Origin of the sequence: Hydrogenovibrio sp., assembly GCF_965140365.1 — a bacterium.
Taxonomy (GTDB): Bacteria; Pseudomonadota; Gammaproteobacteria; order Thiomicrospirales; family Thiomicrospiraceae; genus Hydrogenovibrio.
In genome coordinates this window covers 212,777-229,056 of sequence record NZ_OZ223196.1, presented here as the reverse complement: position 1 = coordinate 229,056, position 16,280 = coordinate 212,777, and the positions used below count along the sequence as shown (strand labels likewise).

General features: G+C 53.2%; 19 protein-coding genes. 12 read left to right on the top strand and 7 right to left on the bottom strand.

Annotation, left to right across the window (positions count from 1 at the left end; genetic code table 11):
* From AC0KH7_RS01065 to AC0KH7_RS01050, 4 genes are all read left to right on the top strand, one after another.
* Entirely contained in the window at positions 1-558 is a 558-nt protein-coding gene (locus tag AC0KH7_RS01065; protein WP_472369929.1) for a thioredoxin family protein, read from the top strand.
* 97 nt (positions 559-655) lie between these two features.
* Positions 656-880, top strand: a complete 225-nt coding sequence (locus AC0KH7_RS01060) for a thioredoxin domain-containing protein (RefSeq protein WP_472369927.1) — start codon at positions 656-658, stop codon at positions 878-880.
* A 27-nt stretch (positions 881-907) separates the two neighbouring features.
* The gene (locus tag AC0KH7_RS01055; protein WP_472369925.1) at positions 908-1,621 is read left to right on the top strand and encodes a DUF6597 domain-containing transcriptional factor; all 714 of its coding nucleotides are present in this window, start codon (positions 908-910) and stop codon (positions 1,619-1,621) included.
* A 92-nt stretch (positions 1,622-1,713) separates the two neighbouring features.
* Positions 1,714-2,106 (top strand): VOC family protein, encoded by a 393-nt coding sequence (locus AC0KH7_RS01050; protein ID WP_472369923.1) that lies wholly within the window; start codon positions 1,714-1,716, stop codon positions 2,104-2,106.
* Positions 2,107-2,150: 44 nt separating this feature from the next.
* Here the strand turns inward: AC0KH7_RS01050 and AC0KH7_RS01045 are convergent, their stop codons facing one another.
* Complete coding sequence (locus AC0KH7_RS01045) at positions 2,151-2,618, bottom strand: methylated-DNA--[protein]-cysteine S-methyltransferase (protein ID WP_472369921.1); 468 nt, start codon at positions 2,616-2,618, stop codon at positions 2,151-2,153.
* 126 nt (positions 2,619-2,744) lie between these two features.
* Here AC0KH7_RS01045 and AC0KH7_RS01040 point away from each other — a divergent pair, with 126 nt between their 5' ends.
* From AC0KH7_RS01040 to AC0KH7_RS01015, 6 genes are all read left to right on the top strand, one after another.
* Positions 2,745-3,350 (top strand): Crp/Fnr family transcriptional regulator, encoded by a 606-nt coding sequence (locus tag AC0KH7_RS01040; RefSeq protein WP_472369919.1) that lies wholly within the window; start codon positions 2,745-2,747, stop codon positions 3,348-3,350.
* Between the two features lie 71 nt (positions 3,351-3,421).
* Complete coding sequence (locus tag AC0KH7_RS01035; RefSeq protein WP_472369918.1) at positions 3,422-3,865, top strand: DMT family transporter; 444 nt, start codon at positions 3,422-3,424, stop codon at positions 3,863-3,865.
* A 3-nt stretch (positions 3,866-3,868) separates the two neighbouring features.
* Positions 3,869-4,612 carry a GNAT family N-acetyltransferase gene (locus AC0KH7_RS01030; protein ID WP_472369916.1) on the top strand — a complete coding sequence of 248 codons (744 nt, stop codon included), beginning with the start codon at positions 3,869-3,871 and terminating at the stop codon, positions 4,610-4,612.
* Between the two features lies 1 nt (position 4,613).
* Positions 4,614-5,048: a methyltransferase family protein gene (locus AC0KH7_RS01025; RefSeq protein ID WP_472369914.1), complete on the top strand. Its 435-nt coding sequence runs from the start codon at positions 4,614-4,616 to the stop codon at positions 5,046-5,048.
* 108 nt (positions 5,049-5,156) lie between these two features.
* Complete coding sequence (locus AC0KH7_RS01020; RefSeq protein ID WP_472369912.1) at positions 5,157-6,296, top strand: PQQ-dependent sugar dehydrogenase; 1,140 nt, start codon at positions 5,157-5,159, stop codon at positions 6,294-6,296.
* A 20-nt stretch (positions 6,297-6,316) separates the two neighbouring features.
* Positions 6,317-6,748: a YqaA family protein gene (locus AC0KH7_RS01015; protein ID WP_472369910.1), complete on the top strand. Its 432-nt coding sequence runs from the start codon at positions 6,317-6,319 to the stop codon at positions 6,746-6,748.
* On the opposite strand, the gene AC0KH7_RS01010 is transcribed toward AC0KH7_RS01015, so the two are convergent.
* Together AC0KH7_RS01010 and AC0KH7_RS01005 are read right to left on the bottom strand one after the other, a co-directional pair.
* Positions 6,703-6,876, bottom strand: a complete 174-nt coding sequence (locus tag AC0KH7_RS01010) for a hypothetical protein (protein WP_472369908.1) — start codon at positions 6,874-6,876, stop codon at positions 6,703-6,705. The two genes, AC0KH7_RS01015 and AC0KH7_RS01010, sit on opposite strands and share 46 nt — an antisense overlap.
* Positions 6,877-7,037: 161 nt before the next feature.
* Positions 7,038-8,144 carry an MBL fold metallo-hydrolase gene (locus AC0KH7_RS01005; RefSeq protein ID WP_472369906.1) on the bottom strand — a complete coding sequence of 369 codons (1,107 nt, stop codon included), beginning with the start codon at positions 8,142-8,144 and terminating at the stop codon, positions 7,038-7,040.
* 292 nt (positions 8,145-8,436) lie between these two features.
* Here AC0KH7_RS01005 and AC0KH7_RS01000 point away from each other — a divergent pair, with 292 nt between their 5' ends.
* Together AC0KH7_RS01000 and AC0KH7_RS00995 are read left to right on the top strand one after the other, a co-directional pair.
* Complete coding sequence (locus AC0KH7_RS01000) at positions 8,437-9,693, top strand: BtaA family protein (protein WP_472369904.1); 1,257 nt, start codon at positions 8,437-8,439, stop codon at positions 9,691-9,693.
* A 23-nt stretch (positions 9,694-9,716) separates the two neighbouring features.
* Positions 9,717-10,916, top strand: coding sequence for a GNAT family N-acetyltransferase (locus AC0KH7_RS00995; RefSeq protein WP_472369902.1), 1,200 nt, complete (start codon positions 9,717-9,719; stop codon positions 10,914-10,916).
* Between the two features lie 21 nt (positions 10,917-10,937).
* On the opposite strand, the gene AC0KH7_RS00990 is transcribed toward AC0KH7_RS00995, so the two are convergent.
* The 4 genes from AC0KH7_RS00990 to doeB2 form a co-directional block, all read right to left on the bottom strand.
* Entirely contained in the window at positions 10,938-12,311 is a 1,374-nt protein-coding gene (locus AC0KH7_RS00990) for an NAD-dependent succinate-semialdehyde dehydrogenase (RefSeq protein ID WP_472369900.1), read from the bottom strand.
* 11 nt (positions 12,312-12,322) lie between these two features.
* Positions 12,323-13,597 carry an ectoine hydrolase gene (doeA, locus tag AC0KH7_RS00985; RefSeq protein WP_472369898.1) on the bottom strand — a complete coding sequence of 425 codons (1,275 nt, stop codon included), beginning with the start codon at positions 13,595-13,597 and terminating at the stop codon, positions 12,323-12,325.
* Positions 13,594-14,847: a diaminobutyrate--2-oxoglutarate transaminase gene (ectB, locus tag AC0KH7_RS00980; protein ID WP_472369897.1), complete on the bottom strand. Its 1,254-nt coding sequence runs from the start codon at positions 14,845-14,847 to the stop codon at positions 13,594-13,596. Before ectB ends, doeA begins: the two co-directional genes overlap by 4 nt.
* 81 nt (positions 14,848-14,928) lie before the next feature.
* Positions 14,929-16,101 carry a N(2)-acetyl-L-2,4-diaminobutanoate deacetylase DoeB2 gene (gene doeB2, locus AC0KH7_RS00975; RefSeq protein WP_472369895.1) on the bottom strand — a complete coding sequence of 391 codons (1,173 nt, stop codon included), beginning with the start codon at positions 16,099-16,101 and terminating at the stop codon, positions 14,929-14,931.
* Positions 16,102-16,280: the final 179 nt, after the last annotated feature.

Genomic DNA, 16,280 nt, shown 5'->3' with positions numbered 1-16,280 from the left:
ATGGTCAGCCTTACAACACCAGTCTGCGCCTTTGATACGCCAGCAATCGATTTTGAACTACCAGACGTTTACGGGGAAAATTGGACTCTCGAAAAGGCAAAAGGTGCGAATGGCACGCTAGTCATGTTCATCTGTAATCATTGTCCCTACATCAAAGCGATTCTTCCAAGGCTCGTAGAAGACACTACAAAACTGAAAGAAAAATATGGCGTCAACACCATAGCCATTATGTCTAACGATCAGTCTTTGTATGATGAAGATTCGACTGAAAATATGATTCGCATTTCTGAGGAAATGAGCTTTTCGTTTCCCTATCTAATTGACGAATCACAGGCTGTTGCAAAAGCATACGGGGCAGTCTGCACACCTGACTTTTTCGGGCTTTCAAAAGATATGACCTTGCAATACCGAGGACGTTTTGATGCATCAAGAAAAGAAACGGCACCAGAAGGTACGCGCCGAGATTTATTTGAGGCAATGAAGCAAGTTGCTCAAACAGGAAAAGGTCCACTTGAACAAATTCCATCAATGGGCTGTTCGATTAAATGGAAAGAATAACTTCCAAAAAAGTATAGACAAAATTGCAGGTGTAATTAATCTAAAAACGGAAAAAGGCATAGACATTCATCAAAGTCATGGAAAGCCTTATTATTCAATGCCCACAACCATTGTCTATAACCCTGTCTGTTTACCGTGTAGTGTTTACAACGCCGACTTAGGGCTGCAATATCGGGGTCGTCTGGATGCATCACGCAAAGAAACCGCGCCGGAAGACGTAAAACGAGACCTGTTGGACGCAATGATTCAAGTCGCCGAAACCGGACAAGGTCCCGCCGAACAAATTCCCAGCATGGGCTGTTCGATCAAATGGAAAGATTAATTTTCCGCTGATTCAAAGGCATCAAACATGTATCAAGAACTCTCACCACCGCTCGCCTTATCTCAAGTGGTGGATTGCTTCTGGCAAGCGGAAATGCACGCCCAAACCCAGTTGATTGTGCCGGATGGTTGCCAAGACTGGGTTTTTGAACATACAGAACACGCCACCGACGCCTTTCTGATCGGCAGCATGACCGAGGCACAAAGTGTTCAGGTGCAAGGAAGCAAGAGCTTCTTCGGCGTCCGCTTCCGTCCCGGTGCTTTGAGTTTATTGACGGCCATGCCCATGCAGTCGCTCACCAACCAACGTTGTGATTTAAACGACCTGTTCCCGTTCTCTCATTCTCTGAAAGCACTGTTTTCCGCTCCGGAACTTGACTTACCCGCCTTTGCAGAGCGGCTTTCCATCGAGCTGTTAAACAACGTTTCTCGTTTAACCCCAGACAACCATCGCCGTTTGACCTATTTTGCGCAAGCCACCGAAGGTAATATTCAACAGATCGCCGACCATCTCCACATTTCCAGACGCCACTTCCACCGCCTGTTCACACATGCTTTCGGTTACTCACCACGCTTTTACGGCAAGGTACAACGTTTCAACCGTTTGAATGAACGTTTACAACAGGGCAACGCCTTACTTGAAGCAACGCTGGAAGCCGGTTATTACGACCAAGCTCACATGAATCGAGACGTCAAGCAGCTGACCGGACTCACACCAAGAGATTGGCTAAACCTGACCTAAACCAGACGTGAAATGATGACATGTCCCAAACGTACAATTCTTTCTTTTCGGGATGACGTACACTCCATTTGAACTCAACACAGGAGAGACACATGAAATTAAGCTATAGCATTTTGTACGTCAAAGACGTCAAACGTTCGATGGATTTCTATCAAAAAGCTTTTGGCATTGAACCGCGCTTTTTACACGAAGGCGGCGATTATGCCGAAATGGAAACCGGAGATACCACACTGGCTTTTTGCGCCCATGAACTTGCCGAACAAATTATCAGACAACCTTATCAGCACGCCCAGCCGCACCAGCCCATTGCCAGTCAGATTACTCTGGAACCGGATTCGGTCAAACCCGCTTTCGAAGCGGCGGTGGCCGCAGGTGCCACCATTTGTGCCGAACCGGAGGTCAAACCGTGGAATTTCGAAGTCGCCATTCTACAAGACCCGGACGGCCACTTGATTGAACTGGCCAAAAATCTGGCGAAGGGTTAAAAAGCACCTGAACTCAGACGCCTGCTGAAAGCCATTCGCGTCGGCTAAATGCCTTCCAGTGCCAACAACCGTTTTTTCAGCGGTAACCCCGAGCCGAAACCGGTCAGGGAACCGTCGGCGCCGATGACGCGGTGGCACGGCACAATCACCGGAATCGGGTTTTTGCCGTTGGCACCGCCGACGGCTCGAACCGCTTTCGGATTACCGATGGCCATGGCGATGTCTTTATAAGAGCGCACTTCTCCGAACGGAATCTCCGACAGAGCCTGCCAAACCCGTTTCTGAAAATCGGTCCCCTCTGGGTTGAGCCGAACATCAAATTGCTGCCGCTTTCCGTCGGCATAAGCCTGTAATTGCTGCACCGCATCCAGCAGCCATTCATCGCTCTCACGCCAATCTTGCGGCGGCACAAACGGCGTTTCGTCCGCTTTCAAATGCAACGCTCGTATGCCCTGCGCATCACCGATCAAGCGCATTCGACCCAAAGCCGTATCAAATTCAACATAGTTCATATTCATCTCTCCCAAAAGAGTCGTTTACAGAATAAACTCTAGCACGAATGAAAAAACATTTTTTTCATTTGAGGTTCGTATAATAAATTCAACTGGCTTTTGGCGACAACGAAAAAAGGACGCATCGTGACCTCACATCACAATGACATCGAACCCAAACTGGCGGCTTTAAAAGCCCGGCTGGAAAGTTATGCGCCGATTTCAGAAGCGACCTGGCAGCGGTTGCGAGCGCTCTGCACGACACGAACGCTTGGCAAAGGCGAAACCCTCTATGCCACCGGTGAACATCCGACCTCGTTTGCTTTCGTCTATAAAGGGCTATTTCGGGTCTATGCACTCGATGCCGACGGCCGGGAATACAACAAAAACTTTTTCGACGAAGGTATGTTCCCCGGTTCCATGGCCGCGTTATTGACCAATACACCGTCTCAATTCGCCTTCGAAGCGCTGGAAGCTTCCGACGTGCTGTTAATTGATTTTGCGGCCTATCGAAAACTGTTGTTCCAATCCCAAGATTTGATGATTTTCCAAATCGCTTATCTGGAAAAAAACTGGTTGCTGGCCAAAGACGCCCGCGAGGTGGAAATCGTCCAGGAAAACGCCACCCAACGCTATCAACGCTTCCTCGCCGATTTTGCCGACATGAGCGAACGCATCCCGCAATATCACATTGCCTCCCATTTGGGCATCACCCCCACTCAATTGAGCCGCATCCGCAAAAAACTGAATTAATTCGTCTTAAATCCAGATTTCATCAACCTATGTAAATGAAATCGAAGGGCCAAGTACTTTATGCTTGGCTCATGAACAGTTTATCGCTCATCGCATTTTTTTCCGGCGCGGCCATTGCCGCTCAAGCGGGCTTGAACGCCCAGCTCGGTGTTTGGCTGAAAAATCCGTTTCTGGCCACGGTGGTCGCGTTCGCCGCCAGTTTAATGGTCATCGGCCTGTCGGTGCTGCTGACCACTCGGGAATATCCGAGTTGGGAAGCCGTCCGCGCCGTACCGTGGTATTTGTGGTTTTCCGGTGGCGTACTGAGCGCCTTTGCCATCTCAATGTTCTATTTTCTGATTCCGAAAATGGGCATCGGCCAGATGATGGCCTTCGCCTTGAGCGGCCAATTACTCATGGCGGTCATCGCCAGCCATTTCGGCTGGTTTGATATGCCGCAAAAACCGTTAACGCCGAGCCGGTGGCTGGGCATCGTCGCCTTATTGGTTGGCGTGATTCTCATCAACAAGGAATAAACCATGTCCGACATTAAGTTCGCCTCGCAAATCAATTTACAGAACCTAACCGAGCTTTGGCAGTGCATGGGAGCCAAACTCGACAAACGGCCAGGCCTGGCGGGTTTTAAGGTTTGTGATCAATGGCCTTATCGGGCCTGGACGAATCAGCCCCTGGACGATATTTCGCCGGACACTACGGCCGAAGCGCTGACCGCGCTCAATACGCCCGCTATCGTGCCAATTTGGAACGCCGTTCATCAAGACACACACCCATTGGAAAGCGCGCTGATGGCGAATGGATTCGAAATGAAATTTCCGCAAACCGCCATGAACCTGGATTTAACCCAAACGCCCGACGTCACTCTGGACGAAACGGTCGTCATCCGACAAGTCACCTCCGACCAGGATGTGCAGCATTGGGTGGCCGTGGCCTCCACCGCGTTTCAATACGAAATTGACCACTCGGTCATCCAGCGTTTAATGCCGAATCACCGGATTGAACTTTGGCTCGCCTGGCAAGGTCGGCACGCCGCAGCCTCCGCTTTGACATTAAGCACCGACACCACCGTCGGCGTCCATCAAATGGGGGTTCAGCCCTGCTTTCGCGGACGCGGCTTGGCACGTCAAATGATGCAATTTTTAATCCAACGCCATCACCGTAACCACCGACATATGGTGCTACAAGCCTCGTCGATGGGCGAACCGCTATACCGGCAACTCGGTTTCCAACCCGTGTTTGCGATTCGAAATTACCAAAGGAGCTGATATGCCCATCACGCTGTTAGCCGCTTTCACGACCGTGGCCGGTTTAATAGCCGTGTCGCATATTTACTTCTCCCCAGCCTTGTCTCCCTATGCCGGGGCCGGTTTCATTCCGCTGGTCATCGGCCTGGGACTGGTGAGTTGCGGCGCCCGTTTTTACAAGCAAAGCACCGGTCGTTCCTGGTTCAACCAACACGACGGCGAACTGGTGACACTGGGCGTATTCAAACATGTTCGCCACCCGTTTCATCTCGGCGGCACATTGATTCTGGTGGGTGAAGCCTGGCTGACCGGAAGTCACTGGAGCGCCTGGTTACTGGTTGCCGCCTTTGTGCTGTGGCTGGATCGTTGCCACCTTCAAGCGCTGGAGAAACGTTTTCTGGAGCGCTTCGGTCAACGCTATCAGCGCTACCAACAACGCGTCCGGCGCTGGGTTTAAACCACTTACAAACCGATTTCACAAAAAATGTTGAAACGGGCTCGAACCGTTGCAAAGCCGTGACAAGGGTTCTAAACTGATCGGACGAAAACGGTTGGAGACCCGCTTATGAGGTTACGAAAAATACGGACACTATGGCTGAACGGGTTACTGGTATTCTGCCTTGGGTGGAACAGTTTGCCCGCGCAGGCCGATTCGACGGAGTTTAACGTCACCGAAGTGGTCAGCGGTTTGGGCATTCCGTGGGGCATGGCGTTTCTGGACGACAACCGATTGATTTTCACCCAACGCGCCGGCAAGGCGGGCCTATTGGATGTCCGCACCGGGGACATTACCTGGTTAAGGGGCGTGCCATTTGTGTACGACACTGGCCAAGGCGGTTTGCTAGACGTCAAACCCGCGCCCGATTTCAAGCAAAACGGCTGGATTTATTTTACTTACAGCAAGCCCCGGCCGACCACCGCCATCACGGCGTTGGCGCGCGCCAAAATCCAAGGTGACGAACTGGTGGACTGGGAAGACTTGCTGGTCACCAAATCCGAATCTTACCGCAACATCCATTTCGGCAGCCGCATCGCTTTTGACCACCGCGGCCACGTATTCTTCAGCGTCGGCGACCGCGGGCGTCGTCATAAAGCACAACAACAAGACAACCACGCCGGTTCCATTCTGCGCCTGACACTCGATGGCGGCATTCCGAAGGACAACCCGTTTGTCGGCCAAGCCGGCACCTTGCCGGAAATCTGGAGTTATGGCCACCGCAACCCGCAGGGTTTGGCCTATGACGTCCGACATCAGCGCCTTTGGGAAATCGAACACGGCCCGCGCGGCGGCGATGAAATTAACCTCATCCAAAAAGGCGAAAATTACGGCTGGCCGATTGTCTCCCGCGGCAAAGAATACGGCAGCGACGAACCGGTCGGCAAGCCGCATCAAGCCGGGATGATTGAACCGGTGAAAGTCTATATTCCGTCCATCGCGCCGAGCAGCCTGTTGCTGTACGATGGCGAGACATTTCCGCAATGGCGCGGCAACCTGTTTGCCGGCTCGTTGGTGCTGCGACATTTGAACCAGGTGGTGCTGTCCCCGCAAGGCAAAGCCATCGCGGAGCACCGCTTATTGAAAGACTTGAACCAACGCATCCGCAGCCTGGCACAAGATCCCCAAGGCCACCTGTACGTGGCGACGGATTCGGGCAAAATCTACCGCCTCAGCCCGGCCTCCAGCTCCGATTCCTTGCTTGAATAGAGCCCGCTTGCCCGCTCTCTATGGACGCTTATTTATCGCTCTTTGCCTTATCGTTTCTGGCCGCGACCTTATTTCCGGCCGGATCGGAAGTGCTGCTGGTCGGGTTGGCCGCCGCCGGAAAAGACCCTTTCACCCTATGGTTATGGGCCACGGCCGGTAACAGTTTGGGCTCTATGGTGAATTACGGTTTAGGGCGCTACTTATTGCATTTTCAAGACCGCCGCTGGTTTCCGGTCAAACCCGATGCCTTAGCCGAAACCCAGCATTGGTTTCAGCGCTACGGCACCTGGTCACTGTTGCTGGCGTGGGCGCCGATTTTTGGCGATGCCTTGACCTTGGTCGCCGGAGTGATGCGGGTTAAATTCGTTTGGTTTGCGGTATTGGTGGTGACGGGAAAAGGCGTACGTTACGCCATTTTATTGGGGCTGATGGGCTGGCTTGGCTGGGCGTAATTCGCCACGGAATCGCCCACGCTTTCGGCGGCAATGGCCGGACGAGCCACCAGCAAGCACGCGAAGAAAAGTAACCAATAACGTTTCAGGCCGTACGGCTTCAAATGAGCGTGTGTCGCGGGTTTCATCTTCGCCTCCTCAGGGGGTTTGGTGTCATGCTAAGGATTTTCGTCCATAGGTAAAGCACGGAAAGCGGAAAACTTATCCGACATCAATTTTTGCGCCCTGAAAACGCAAAAACCGCCAGGCCTGGCGGTTTTGAGTGTTTTTTTTAAACCGGAAAACCGATTCAGTTTTTCGATTTTTCCAATATCATCTCTTCATACATATGACGGGCATTGGGCTTGGCCAACTGTTCGAAGACCGGGCGATCCTGATATTGCGATTGGTCGATGGCATCCACCTCTTCCAGAGAACCGCCTGCGTCGACAATGGCACGCACCTGTTCTTCCAGATACGCAAAGTAATCGTAGGTTTGGCGTTTTAACGTCGCCAGGTCAGTCGGCGTTCCGTGACCGGGCACCACCACCACATCGTCCGGCACCATCGACACCATCTTATCGAACGATTCCATCCAGTCTTTGTAATGACTGTCGTGCAGCAGTCCCGGCAGGCGCTCGTTGAAGCCGAGGTCACCCGTAAACAGCAGATTTTTCGACGGCACATACATCCCCGTCATGCTCGGCGTATGACCACCACCGAAATTAATCAATTCCACGGTTTCACCGCCACCGACATCCACGATTTTTTGGCCTTCAAAAGTGGTGAAATGTTCGGTGACATCGTAAGCCGGCTCGGTAATGGCTCGCCCACGCCCAGCGGCATAGCGTTCTTTATTGCCAGAAAATTTACCGTGCCACCGTTCATTGGCGGTTTTTTCCGAGTAGAGGTTTTTCACGCCCACACCCCACCAATAACTGGCACCCAAATAGGCATGACCTTGGTCATTTTCCACCGCAAGCCATTTCACCGGCTTATCGGTCAGCCGTTTAATTTGCTGATGAAAGCTGTAAGCCACAGCCTCGTTCGGCCCGGCGTTATACACAAAAACACCATCCGGGAAGATGATTGCGCTGAGGTTATTGTTCAATCCGAAATTGGTCGGAGTACCCCAAATAAAGCTGCCCACCACCGTGTAGACACCGTCCATGACTTTGGTGGCTTTGGGAATCGGCAATTCATCGCCGATGTAACCGGCCTGCTTTTCAACTTTGGCCACTTCTTGAGCGTAAGCTTGAATGGCGTTATCGGCCGAATGATCGCCTTGCAAGGCTTGCACTTCTTTGGCGTAGGTTTCAAAACTGGCGCTGTATGCGTCCTGCGCGTCTGACGCGAAAGCGGTTGATGCGGCCATCGACAAGGCGGCCGTCAGCCAGAGGGAAGGTTTGCGTTTCATAAAATGTCAACGACTCCTTAAGTTCGTTTTATTCAAGCGGATTCTAATGCTCCGTTGAATGAAATTTTAACAAAGCGGTTCCGCCACACTATGCAATAAAATAGGAGTTACCTTACCATCCAGAACCTTGAAAAACGGCCAGGCCTGGGCATTTTTAAAACACCGACAACGGATTAAAACCATTTGAAAATCGGTCATATTTTCATCAAATAAGTTTTACATTACGGTCACTCAAGCGTCATTTTTTCAGGCTAGCATAGCCGAAATATTCAAAAAATGAGCACACGAGACCATGACCACACCTGCGACCACTCAACCGGCCACCAAAGATTTACTCAACTCCGCCGTCAACAACACCCACCTGTTCACCCGCAAAGGCTTTCTCGACCGCCTGTTCACCAAATGGTTCGACCGCTTGGTGTATCCGCAAATCTGGGAAGACCCGGAAGTCGATATTCGCGCACTGGAACTGGACCAAAATTCTCGCATATTCACCATTTCGTCCGGTGGTTGCAATGCCTTAAATTACCTGACGGTGGAACCCAACGCCATTACGGTGGTGGATTTGAACGAAGCGCACATCGCCCTCATCAAACTGAAAAAAGCCGCCCTGAAACACCTGCCGGACCACGAATCCTTTTTCGATTTTTTCGGCCGCGCCGACCGCACTAAAAACCTGGATGCCTATGAAATCCACATCAAGCCGCATCTCGACGACAAAACCATTGATTACTGGGAAAGCCGCGAAACTTTCTGGGGACCGCGCCGCATTGAATACTTCACCGACGGCTTTTACCGTCACGGGTTGCTGGGGCGCTTTATCGGGTCGATTCACTGGGTCAGCAAACGTCTCGGTTACAACATCCGTCAGGTCATGCTGGCCCGCACGCCCGAGGAACAGCAACGCTTGTTCGACGAGCACGTCGCACCGGTGTTCGACACCCGTTTGATGAAATTTCTCTGCAACCGTGCCGTGGTCATGTACAGCTTGGGCATTCCCCCGGCGCAGTTCGACGAAATGGACAAGGAATCCAAACAGGCGCAGCACGGCATGCACGACCTGCTGAAAGAACGCGCCCGACGACTGGCTTGCGATTTCCCGTTGGAAGACAACTATTTCGCCTGGCAGGCCTTCAATCGCGAATACGACATCAAACACCGTCAGGCGGTGCCACGCTATCTTAAGCAAACCTATTTCAACGCCTTAAAGCAGAACATCGACCGCATTCAGGTGCATCACCAATCCATGACCGAACGCCTGAAAGCCATGCCCGCCAACAGTTTGAACGCTTACCTGTTCCTGGATGCACAGGATTGGATGAACGAAACCCAACTGGCGGAACTCTGGAATGAGGTGAATCGCACCGCCATGCCGGGTGCCAAAGTGGTGTTCCGCACCGCTGGCGAAACCTCTCCGTTGGAAGATAAGTTGCCGGAAAGTGTTTTGGCTACTTGGCAGACGGACGACGATGCCAACCGAAACTGGACACGCCAGGATCGTTCCGCCATCTACGGCGGGGTGCATGTTTACAGTCGCCACGCCGAATAATGACTCCATAAGGAACGGATGCCTTGACCTATCGCCTGACATACCCCACAGATTTCATTACCGGACAAAACGCGGCTGATCGCTCAACCGAACCATCAAGTCACCCAATACAGACCCCTTCCAGACACCTTAACCACCCCGTATCGGCGGCGCATCGTTACCTCGAAGCGGTACAAGCCGCCGGAGGCGTGCATCAAGCGATTCGCAACGTCACCACCCGCTTGATGCTGGAACAGATTGAAGATGATTGGGTGCCCGTCACCGTCAACCAAGCAGAATACGACAACAGCTACGTCTGCTCGCCCTACACCGCTTACATTTCCTATGCGCGGGATGAACTGGGTTTACTGAATAATGTGTTTCTGGAAACGGTTCTGAAAGGTGCCATCGGATTGGGCAGCCTGGCACTGAAACAGGCCAGAATCAACCAAACGGTGTCGTTGAATAACTGGCTGGTGTCCACCAATCTGGTGCCCGATTGGTCGACCGCCACCTTGCAAACGCTGGTCGCCGACCTGACCCAACGCTACCCCGACCACAGCATAAGCCTGCGCTCGCTGAACGCCCGCACCGACGGCGATATGATGGCTCGTTTGCAAGCCCAAGGCTGGTTATTGATTCCAGCTCGACAGGTGTATCTGTTCGACAACGAAAACACCGACTGGTGGAAGCGCAACAATTGCAAAAACGACCAACGCCTGTTGCGCAAAACCATCTTGCAATACGCACCGGCCTCCGAACTGGAATACGAGGATTTTGCTGACGTCGAACGGATTTTCACCCAACTGTTCATCGACAAGCATTCGATGCACAACCCGCAGTTCAGTGCCGACTTTCTTTACCATCTGCACAAGTCAGGCCTGGTGGATTTTCACACGTTTCGCGATTCCACCGGGAAAGTGGTGGCCGCCATCGGATTGTTCACGCAACGCGACATTATCACCACGCCGATTCTCGGCTACGACACCCGTTTACCGAAGTCGCTCGGCTTGTATCGTTTGTTGATGGCGGTGCTGTTAAAACACACCTACGAAAGTGGCAAAATGATGAACCTCAGTTCCGGCGCGGCGCAATTCAAACGCATGCGCGGTGGCCAGCCGCACATCGAATACACCGCCTTTTACGTTGAACACCTTCCCAACAAACGACGTCGTCTGATGCAAGGGTTTGCCGCCTTAGTGAATCGAACAGCGCCAAAGCTGTTTGAAAAACATCAACTTTAAGGCGCAATATATCCGCCCCTTTTAGGTTTTGGCTGGCCCCACCCAAACCTGCTGCACATTGACGAATTCCAAAATGCCATGCGGCCCCAGCTCGCGCCCGTAACCGGAACGCTTGATGCCGCCGCTCGGCAAACGCGGATCGGTTTTCACAATGCCGTTGATTGCCACTTGCCCGGCCTCGATGTCCGAGGCCATGCGTTGCGCTTTCGCGGCATCCGCCGTCCAAATCGACGCCGCCAAGCCATATTGGGTGTCGTTGGCGATCCGCATCGCGTCGGCTTCCGATTCCGCTTTCATTACCACCGCAATCGGTCCGAAGGTTTCTTCACAGGACGCCTGCATTTCCGGCGTCACATCCACCAATAAAGTCACCGGGTAGAAAAAGCCCTTTCCTACCGGCATTTCGCCGCCCAATAAACAGCGCCCGCCCTGTTCGACGGTGGTGGTGACTTGACGATGCAAGCCTTCTCGCAAATCTTCCCGTGCAATCGGCCCCACCTGCGTGCTTTCGTCGGCCGGGTCGCCCATTTTCAATTTGGCGAGATGCTGATGAAAGGCGTCGATAAACGCTTCATAGACCGGCGCTTCGACGATGATTCGTTTGGCGGCGATGCAGGATTGTCCGGCATTGATAATGCGTGACAGCGCCAACACTTCCGCGGCTTTTTCAATATCGGCGTCCGCCAGCACCAGACTCGGGTCGGAACCACCCAGCTCCAGCACCGCCGGTTTGATGTGTTGGGCGGCCAAAGACGCGACCTGACTGCCGGCAAAACTGGACCCGGTCAAAGACACCGCCTGCACCGCCGGATGGGTAATCACCTGCGCCACCTGATCGTTGTGCAATCGTAAGTTTTGCATCAGCCCTTTCGGCGCGCCCGCCTTGACGAACAGTTCGCCGATGGCCTCGGCGCAGGCCGGGACATGCGAATCGTGTTTCATCAAACAGGTGTTGCCCGCCATCAAGGCCGGAGCACAAAAACGAAACGCCAACCAAAAGGGCGCGTTCCACGGCAAAATCCCCAACAAAGGCCCCAATGGTAAGTGTTGCACATAACTCAAGCTGGCATCCGACGCCAGCTCTTGAGGCGCGAGATAGCCTTCGGCCTGCTCGGCATAATGACGCGCACACCAAGCGGCTTTTTGCACTTCGCCGTAGGCTTCGCGAATCGGCTTGCCCATTTCCACGGTCATCAAACGCGCCAGGCGTTCTTCGTCTTCGGCCATTAAATCGGCCACTTTATTCAGCAAGGCCGCGCGTTCGGCAAAAGGGGTTTTTCGCCAGGCCTGGAAAGCCGCTTGGGCATCTTCAATGGCCGTCGAAACCGCTTCCGAAGTGTGTGTTGGGTATTGATGAATCACTTCGCCCGTCGTCGGGTTGGTTGCAGTAAACATAATCCTTCTCCTTAGCTGTCTCCGGACGCTTTGTGTTTTTTGACTTTTTTATCTTTCTTACCGCCGACGGGTGCGGGCGGCGCCGGAATCTTTTCATTGGCGGCCTGCACTTTGCCCTGGTCCGGTTTAACGGTGAAATCTTGCGGCACGTCGTCAAAGAAAGACCCGCAGCCGTCTTCGGTAATGTAGAAGGTATCGGAAATCCCGCAGGTTTTATCGCCGTCGATGCCCCACATCCATGGAATGACGTGGAACGTCATGCCCGGCTCCAGCACCGAACTGTCACCCTGGAACAGGCTGAGAATATAGCCTTCATCCCAACTCGGCGGGAAAGCGATGCCGATGGAGTAACCGGAACGGGTAATCAACTTGGCACCGATCTCGTTGTCGGAAATAATATTTCGAATCATGTTATCCACATCCGACACCGTCATACCGGGCCGCAGCATTTTGCGGGTGTGCAACAAGGCCGTTTTCATAATTTCCTGCGCCTTATACATGCTGTCCGGCAAATCGCCGCACATCACGGTGCGCATCATGGCCGTGTGATAGCGTCGGTAAGAACCGGCCACTTCCATAAAGACGTGTTCGCCCGGTTGAACTTCGCGCCCTTCCCAGGAGGCATGACCAATCATGGTCCGCGGCCCGGAAGTGACGTATGGCATGACCGCCGGAATCTCCCCCCCCGCCGCAAACATGCCTTGGCTGATGGCCGCGCCGATTTCGTTTTCGGTCACACCCGGCGCACAGGCCTCAATTCCGGCTTGCATCCCGGCTTTAGTGGCTAAGGCGGCTTTGCGCATCACATCCAGTTCATAACTGGATTTGCACACCCGTCCTTGCTCGACAATACCAAAACAGTCCATTAAGCGACTTTTGGTAAAGGTGGTGTGAAAGGTATCCTGATGATAGGCGGGGAAGAAATAGGAATTTCGTTCGTAACCGATGGATTTGCCCGCCAACCCGAATTCAACCAAGGCCGAAATCAGCATCTGAATCGCATCGCCGGTGTCGGGATAGGGTCGGGTAATTTCCACCCAAGTCCGTGCGATGACGTTGGATTCCTCCAATTTACGTGTCACCATAAAGGGTTCCGATTCCAACGGCACCACCAGCGCTTGGAAAAAGGAATAACCGGTGGTTTGGTAATCGGTCAAATACATCAGATTTTCAGGATCGGAAATAATCACCGCATCCAGCAGGCGTTTTTCCATCCGCTGTCTCAATTCATGAATCCGGCGCTCGTACTCCGAAAAAGGAAAAGTCATGTCATCGCGTTCTCTCATTGCATCGCCTCCACTTGGCGGTCAACCGCCTGAGTCAAGATGTCCAGTCCCGCGTCCAGCTCCTCCGTTGGAATGGTCAAAGGTGGAATCATTTTTAATACCTGGCCCCCGACACCACAGGGACCGAATAACATACCGTGCTCAAAACAATCCTGCGCAATGGCTTTCGCCAAAGCCCCATTCTGAACGTCCAACGCCTGCATCATACCTTTGCCGCGCACGCTGAAATGCGTGTACTTCGCCGCAATCGATTCCAGCGCACGACGCATGACCTCACCCTTTTCCCGAGTTTGCGACATCAACGCATCGTCTTCAAAAAAGCGCAAGGCTTCACGCCCGGCGACAAAGGACAAATTCTGTCCACGGAAGGTGCCGGTATGCTCACCGGGCTTCCAGTGTTTATCATGCTCCGGCTTCACCAGGTTCATGGCCATCGGCGTGCCCAAGCCGCCAATGCCCTTGGCAAGCGTGACAATGTCCGGCTCCAACCCCATGCCTTCGAAGCTGAAATACTGCCCGGTCCGGCCACAGCCGGCTTGAATGTCATCGAGGATCAATAAAGCGCCGGTTTCTTTCGCCAGCGCCTGCAAGCCTTGCAGCCATTCTTCACTGGCGACATTGACACCGCCTTCCGCCTGAATCGGTTCAACGATAAAGGCCGCCGGTTTATCCAACCCGCTGGAAGTATTGCGATACATGGCGGCCAGCGTTTCCAAACTGTCGAGCCCGCCCCCTTCATGGTTTTCAAACGGCCAGTGCATCACATTATCCAGAGACACGCCGGAGACATTGCGGAACACTTCATTGGCCGTGCAGGCCAGCGCGCCCAATGTCATACCGTGGAACCCCTGCGTGAAAGCCACCACTTGGCTGCGCCCTGTCACTTTACGTGCCAGCTTGAGCGCTGCTTCCACCGCATTGGTGCCGGTCGGCCCCATGAACTGCAGTTTGTAATCCATACCGCGCGGTTGCAGAATGGTTTCCACAAAGCCTTGAATGAATTCCCGCTTGGCGGCGGTCATCATGTCCAAGCTGTGCAACACGCCATCCGATTCGATGTACTTCAAAATGGCCGCTTTGAGTTTCGGATGATTATGTCCAAAATTCAGTACCCCCGCCCCGGCATAAAAATCAATGTATCCCTTGCCGTTTTCATCCGTCTGGATAGCATTTTCCGCCTTGACGAACACGGCGGGATAGGCGCGAGCATAGGCACGAATATCCGATTCATAACGTTCAAACCAATCCATCTTTCTCTCCTTCAATAACCAAGAGGTCTTTGCGCAAATCCATGTTTCTGATCCGCACAAGGCCTCAAAACACTTCCGGCCTTAACCGGGGACGGGAACGCCCGCCAAACGACTGAACACTTTAACGACCGTTTCCAAAACACGGTCATTAAACACATATTTGGGGCTGTGACATGGCTGATTAAAACGCCGCGTGTCTTCCGCCCCTTCGGCCATACCAATCAAGGCAAACGCCCCTGGAATTTCATTCAGGTAATAGCTAAAGTCTTCCGATGCCATGAGCGGCATCAGTATGTTTTGGGCTGGGTAATCCGTACCCAATTCGCTTTCAAGCGCTTGACGCACCGCACGGGCTTGCGCGGTATGATTCAGGGTGGCTTCATAGCGTGGTCGGGTTGTCACGTCGGCGACAACACCGTAGCTCGCGGCGGTCTGCTCGGCGATTTCCCGAATCGCTTGATTAATCGGTTGCCGCCATTGCGGGCTGGACAAGCGGATACTGCCCGCTAGAGTGACCTTTTCCGGAATCACGGTGACGTTACTGATGGCGTCAATGGACGTGACGCTGACCACGGCATCGGCTTGTGGCGGCAAGCGACGGCTGACAATTTGTTGCAAATTCAAGGTCACGGCGGCGGCGGCGAGTACCGGGTCTCGTGCCGCTTCGGGTTGCGAGGCGTGTCCGCCACGGCCTTTCAAATGGATTTCAAAGGTGCCGTTACCGGACATCACGGCGCCGTCCGGACAGCAGGCCTGGCCAAATTCGATGGCCGGCCAGTTATGCCAGCCGAAAATTTCATCCACCCCGTCCAAGGCACCGTCTTCAATCATTTTTTTGGCGCCGTGCCCGCCCTCTTCCGCCGGTTGAAACACCAGCGAGATCGGGCCGGACAAAGACGTTTCATGTTGCTTGAACCATTCCGCGCACGCCAGGAGCGCCGCGGTGTGGCCGTCGTGGCCGCAGGCGTGCATTTTGCCGGTTTGACAGGAAACATATTCCACGCCCGATGCCTCTTCAATGGGCAGAGCGTCCATATCGGCACGGAAAGCGCGGTGCGGGCCATCCGCCTGACTTGCCAAGGTGGCGACCGTGCCGTGGGTGGCGCAAACACGCCAAGGAATCTTTAAGGTCGAGAGACGTTCTCGAATGAAGCGAGCGGTATTTTCTTCCTCCCAGGTCAACTCCGGGTTGCGATGCAACCAATGGCGCGTTTCGATGGTGCCTGTCAGGATATCCTGCCAACTACGAGTCATAACCGCTCCTGTTTGGATGTTTTGGGTTGCAAACATTTGCCCCAAAAAAGAACGCCTTTAAAAAGAGGCTCTATAGATACACCCTAAGAGAAAACAACACCAACATACAATAAATATTTTACTTTCAAGTAATTAATTCCATTTATCCCAATCAAACCCATTTGCTAAATGCCCGCCAT